5 protein-coding genes are annotated in these 5,595 nt (G+C 63.1%); 4 read left to right on the top strand and 1 reads right to left on the bottom strand.

Annotation, left to right across the window (positions count from 1 at the left end; all coding sequences use genetic code 11):
* The 3 genes from speA to D8U70_RS10130 form a co-directional block, all read left to right on the top strand.
* A partial coding sequence (gene speA / locus D8U70_RS10140) for an arginine decarboxylase (protein ID WP_130928814.1) occupies positions 1-1,640 on the top strand: 1,640 nt, incomplete at its 5' end.
* Positions 1,641-1,873: 233 nt separating this feature from the next.
* Positions 1,874-3,220: a contractile injection system protein, VgrG/Pvc8 family gene (locus D8U70_RS10135; protein WP_130928813.1), complete on the top strand. Its 1,347-nt coding sequence runs from the start codon at positions 1,874-1,876 to the stop codon at positions 3,218-3,220.
* A complete protein-coding gene (locus D8U70_RS10130) occupies positions 3,217-4,008 on the top strand; it encodes a DUF4123 domain-containing protein (RefSeq protein ID WP_110644944.1) in 792 nt (263 codons plus the stop codon). The genes D8U70_RS10135 and D8U70_RS10130 overlap by 4 nt, the downstream gene beginning before the upstream one ends.
* Positions 4,009-4,017: 9 nt before the next feature.
* Here D8U70_RS10130 and D8U70_RS10125 read toward each other — a convergent pair whose 3' ends face one another.
* Complete coding sequence (locus tag D8U70_RS10125; protein ID WP_130928812.1) at positions 4,018-5,367, bottom strand: MATE family efflux transporter; 1,350 nt, start codon at positions 5,365-5,367, stop codon at positions 4,018-4,020.
* Between D8U70_RS10125 and D8U70_RS27860 the strand changes: the two genes are divergently transcribed.
* Positions 5,366-5,595, top strand: a 230-nt coding sequence (locus D8U70_RS27860) for a hypothetical protein (RefSeq protein WP_206663045.1), incomplete at its 3' end; no start/stop codon positions are given. The two genes, D8U70_RS10125 and D8U70_RS27860, sit on opposite strands and share 2 nt — an antisense overlap.

Raw genomic sequence — 5,595 nt, 5'->3', positions numbered from 1 at the left:
CCAACATCGAGCGCCTGGAATACCAGAGCAAATACACCGCGCTGTACCCGATCAAGGTCAACCAGCAGGAAGCGGTGATCGAGAACATTATCGCCACCCAGAACGTCTCCATCGGTCTGGAAGCCGGCTCCAAGCCTGAGCTGCTGGCCGTGCTGGCGCTGGCGCCGAAGGGCGGCACCATCGTCTGCAACGGTTACAAGGACCGCGAGTTCATCCGTCTGGCGCTGATGGGCCAGAAGCTCGGCCATAACGTGTTCATCGTCATCGAGAAAGAATCCGAAGTCGGCCTGGTGATCGAAGAAGCCGCCTCGCTGAAGGTCAAGCCGCAGGTGGGTCTGCGCGTGCGCCTGTCGTCGCTGGCCTCGTCGAAGTGGGCGGACACCGGTGGCGAGAAATCCAAATTCGGTCTGTCGGCGGCGCAACTGCTGTCGGTGGTTGAGCGCTTCCGTGGCGCCGGCCTGGATCAGGGCATCCGCCTGCTGCACTTCCACATGGGTTCGCAGATCGCCAACCTCGCTGACTACCAGCACGGCTTCAAGGAAGCGATCCGTTACTACGGCGAATTGCGCAACCTCGGTCTGCCGGTCGATCACATCGACGTCGGCGGCGGCCTCGGTGTCGACTACGACGGTACCCACTCGCGCAACGCCAGTTCGATCAACTACGACATGGACGATTACGCCGGTGTCGTGGTCGGCATGCTCAAGGAATTCTGCGACGCGCAGAGCCTGCCGCATCCGCACATCTTCTCCGAGAGTGGTCGTTCGCTGACCGCGCACCACGCGATGCTGGTGGTGCAGGTCACCGACGTCGAGAAACACAACGACGAAATCCCGCTGATCGAGAACAAGGAAAGCCTGCCGGAAACCGTGCAGTGGCTGGTCGATCTGCTCGGCCCGACCGACATCGAAATGGTCACCGAAACCTACTGGCGCGCCACCCACTACATGAGCGACGTCGCCGCGCAGTACGCCGACGGCAAGCTGACACTGGCGGAAAAAGCCCTGGCCGAGCAGTGCTACTTCGCCGTGTGCCGTCGCTTGCACAACTCGCTGAAAGCGCGTCAGCGTTCGCACCGCCAGGTGCTCGACGAACTCAACGACAAGCTGGCCGACAAGTACATCTGCAACTTCTCGGTGTTCCAGAGCCTGCCGGACACCTGGGCGATCGATCAGGTGCTGCCGATCATCCCGCTGCATCGCCTCGACGAAGAGCCGCTGCGCCGTGCGGTGCTGCAGGATCTGACCTGCGACTCCGATGGCAAGATCAACCAGTACGTCGACGAGCAGAGCATCGAAACCAGCCTGCCGGTGCACGCGTTGAATGAAGGCGAAGATTACCTGCTGGGCGTGTTCCTGGTCGGCGCCTATCAGGAAATCCTCGGTGACATGCACAACCTGTTCGGTGACACCGATTCGGTGAACATCTACCAGAACGCCGATGGCAGCGTGTACCACGCCGGTATTGAGACCCACGACACCATCGAAGACATGCTGCGTTATGTGCACTTGTCGCCGGAAGAACTGATGACTCACTACCGCGACAAGTGCGCCAGTGCCCGCATCAGTGCCAGCGAGCGCACGCAGTTCCTCGACGCCTTGCGTCTGGGTCTGACCCGCTCTTCCTATCTGTCTTCCTGAGACCCGATAGCGTTCCACCCGGGTTGTCTGATTTTTTTCCGCAAGCTGTGGAAAAATCGGACAACCCGGTGGGATATCTCCTGATTTTTTCTCGAAAACCTGTGCTATCACGGTCAGCAAACTCATCTGGTCTGCTTTTCGCGTAGGTCATTTCCTAAGTTGTACTTCGCCTCTCTACTCGGCCATGCCTCTCGGCGAGAATCCCCGGCCGCCCCTCCTGTAGAGATCCGCCCATGTTCGATCCAGTCAACGAGCCGTCGTTTCGTCTCGATGTAGCGGGCCTGTCCGACCCCTTCGAAGTTCTCGCCTTTACCGGAAGGGAAGCGCTCAGCGAACCCTTCGCCTTCGAGATCGATGTGGTGATCGACGATCCGCATCTGGATCTCGCCGGCCTGCTGCATCGTTCCGCGTTCCTGTGTTTCGGCGCGCCCGGCCAAGGTGTGCACGGGCAATTGCACAGCCTTGTCCAGCACGAGCCCGGCCATGGCTTGCGTTTGTGCCGAGTACGTCTCGGGCCGAGGCTCGACTGCCTCGACCTGCGTTTGAGCCAGCGCATCTTCAGCGGCCGCTGCGTGCCGCAGATCATCGAACAGGTGCTGCGCGAACATGGCATCGTCGGCCTGCAACGACGTTACGAGTTGCACAGCGACTACCCGGCCCGCACCTTCTGCACGCAATACCGCGAATCCGATCTGCAACTGCTTCAGCGTCTGTGCGCAGAGGCGCGCATTCACTACTACTTCGAACATCACCGCGACAGGCACTGCCTGGTGTTCGGCGACGATCCGACGCGGATGCCCCATGCAGACGTCGCGCACTATCAGGGCGAGCATGACCAGCATGGCGTCGCTCCAGCCGTCCGCCAATGGCGACTGCGCGAAGACTCGCAGGCCAGCCAGCGAGGACCCGATTCCGAAGGCCACAGCGATCTGCCGGCCTTGCGCAGTGGTCAGTGGTTGCCGCTGGACGGCCATCCTTTCCTCGAATGCAACCGCCCATGGCTGCTGACCCGCATCGAGCATCGGGCCGATCAGTCTCTCGAATCGCCCTATTGCAATCGCCTGTTCGCGGCCGCGCGGGTACCCGTCTGTGTGCCCGCTGCTGCGAAGTCCAAGCAGCGCATGCACAGCTTGCAGCGTGCCTGGGTGGTCAGCGTCGATGAGCCGCAGCCGGATCGCGCGCGGCCGGTCGCGGTGCAATTCGACTGGCTGTATCAGGGCGAAGGCGCAGCGCCGAGCCATTGCTGGCTGCCCCTTGCGCCTGACCTGAACGAGCTGCCCTCGGCGGCACTCGCCGATGGCGTGGAAGTGGTGGTGAGTTTCCTCGAAGGCGATCCCGATCAGCCGGTGGTCAGTGGCGTGCTCCAGCCCTCGGTATTGCCAGAGGCTGCGGTCGAGGACGATGAACCGGTATCGCTCCCGGAACTGCTGGTGAGCGATGGGTTGCAGCAATTGTTGCAGTCTGGCGAGCCGTTGCTGTTGCTGTGCCTGATGCCGGGCGGTGGCAGCTTCAACCACTGCGCCGAGTCCGTATGCAGTTGCCGGCTGCTCACCGCGCTCGATCAGAGCAGCGCACGATGAGCGGCGCGGCGCTTGAGCCCATGGCGCAATGGCTGTTGCTCGACACCCCGGACGCGGCACGCGCCTTGCTGACCTTGCGCCAGGGCTTTGCCGATGTGCAGCGGCACCGGTTGTTCGACGGCACCGAATTTCAGCCGGTCAGTGAGCACGGTCCGGTTCTCGTCGATTTGCGCGAGAGCCCGGCATTGACCGCCCTGTGCCTGCGCGACCCGGACACCTGGCGCGGCCTGTTGTTGAGCTGCGAGATACCGGCGCAGCAGCTGCTCAGCCACTTGCAGCGCATGCTTACCGTCTCGTTCGGTTTGAATCATCGGGCCTTGCTCAGCTATTACAACCGCCAGACCGCCAGTTATTTCTTCGACGCTTGTGACGCCACGCAGCTGAGTCGCTGGCTCGGGCCGATCCGCCAGTTGCGCTGGTTTGGCGGCACCTGGGCGGACCGCGCCATCGGCAGTCAGGGCTGGCAACAGCTGCGCAATCCCGGTCTGCTCGTCGAACCTTTGGGCATCGAAGAAAGCCTGACCCGGCGCCAGCGCGAACGCCTGCAAACCTGTCTGCTGGAGCAGCACATCTGGCGCTGGTGCCAGTCTCTGAGCGCTGACTACCAGACGATTGCTGTGCATGTGCAACAAGGCCTGGCGCTGGGTTTTACTGACCGTGCCGTGCTCGACGGCTGGCTATGGCTGCGCCTGCTCAATCCGCGCGCCGTGCTGGTCGTGCCGCCGGCCGGACTGACCCAGCCGGAACGGCTCGACTTTCTGCGTCGGCAGTGGGGCGCGGCGGACTGACTTTTCTGGTCAGTGAGCCTTGCCGCTGAACCAGCCATCGCTGCGCTTGAGCCACAAGGCTTGCGCGCCAAGGGTCACGCTGCGCAAGACCATGAACAGCAGAAAAGATATCCACAGGCCGTGATTGCCCAAGGCCTGCAAAAACCAGGCGAACGGCAGCAACAGCAGCACCGTCAGCAGCATGCCGTTGCGCATTTCCCGCGCACGGGTGGCGCCGATGAACAGGCCGTCGAGCAGGTAACTCCACACCGCAATCAGCGGCAGCACGGCGAGGTAGGGCAGATAGACGAATGCGGTGTCGCGCACGCTCTGAATGTCGGTCTGCATCTCGATGAACAGGTGCCCAGCGAGCAGAAACAGCACAGCGAACCCGAGGCTGGCGATCAGCGACCAGCCGCCGGCCACCACTAGCGATCGACGCAAGGCCAGGCGATCCCGAGCGCCGATGGCATGGCCGCACAAGGCTTCAACGGCATGCGCCAGGCCATCCAGTGCATGCGCCGTCAGCAGCAGGCCGTTGAGCAGCAGCGCGTTGGCCGCTACGGTCGCATCGCCGAGCCGTGCGCCCTGCACGGTAATGAGGAAAAACACCGATTGCAGGGCGAGGCTGCGGATGAAAATGTCCCGGTTGACCGCCAGCAGCGGGCGCCAGCTCTGCCAGACTTTCAGCGCCGACCAGATGATCTGCCCCGGATAGGCGCGCAACGCCGTGCGCGTCAGCCACAGGCCGAGCAGGGCGCCGCACCATTCGGCGATTACCGAAGCGCGCGCCGAGCCGACCACGCCCCATTCCAGGCCGATGACAAACCACAGATTGAGGACGATGTTGATCAGGTTGGTGCTCAGCAAAATCGCCAGCGGCGCCCGCGCGTTCTGCGTGCCGAGGAACCAGCCGACCAGCGCATACGTCGCCAGCGCGGCGGGCAGGCCGAACAGGCGCGTGTGGAAAAACTCCCGGGTCAGCTGATCCAGTTCAGCCGACGGTTGCATGAAGTGCAGGGCAACGCCGCTGAGCGGCACGCCAAGAGTGCCGAGCACGACGGCCAGCCCCATCGCCAGCAGCAGGCCCTGCAAGAGAATCTGCCGCAACGCCGCGCCATCGCTGCGCCCGGCAGCCTGGGCGGCAAATCCGGTGGTGCCCATGCGCAGAAAACCCATCGCCCAGGCGAGAAACGTGTACAGACTGGCGCCGACCGCCACCGCGCCGAGTTGATGGGCATGCGGCAGGTGGCCGATGACAGTGCTGTCGACCAGCGCCACCAGCGGCACGGAGATGTTGGAAAGAATCATCGGCGCGGCGAGCGCCCAGACCTTGCGGTGAGTCGGGCGGTCGCGCCAGTCGGTAATCAGAGAGGACATGCAGGCTCCTTGGGGGAGCGGGGATTGTAGCGGCAGAAACACCCTCACCCCAGCCCTCTCCCAGAGGGAGAGGGGGCCGATCTTCGTCGCTCTCAAGCGTGAGTTCGACTCGATATTCCAGGTCGGTGGAGAATTTCAAAGCAACGCGGTCAGCTCCCTCTCTCTCCGGGAATGGGAGAGGGGGCCGATCTTCGTCGCTCTCAAGCGTGAGTTCGACTCGATATTCCA

It is taken from the genome of Pseudomonas sp. Sample_20, assembly GCF_004307585.1.
Lineage (GTDB): Bacteria > Pseudomonadota > Gammaproteobacteria > Pseudomonadales > Pseudomonadaceae > Aquipseudomonas > Aquipseudomonas atacamensis.
This window is presented reverse-complemented; position numbering and strand designations above follow the sequence as displayed.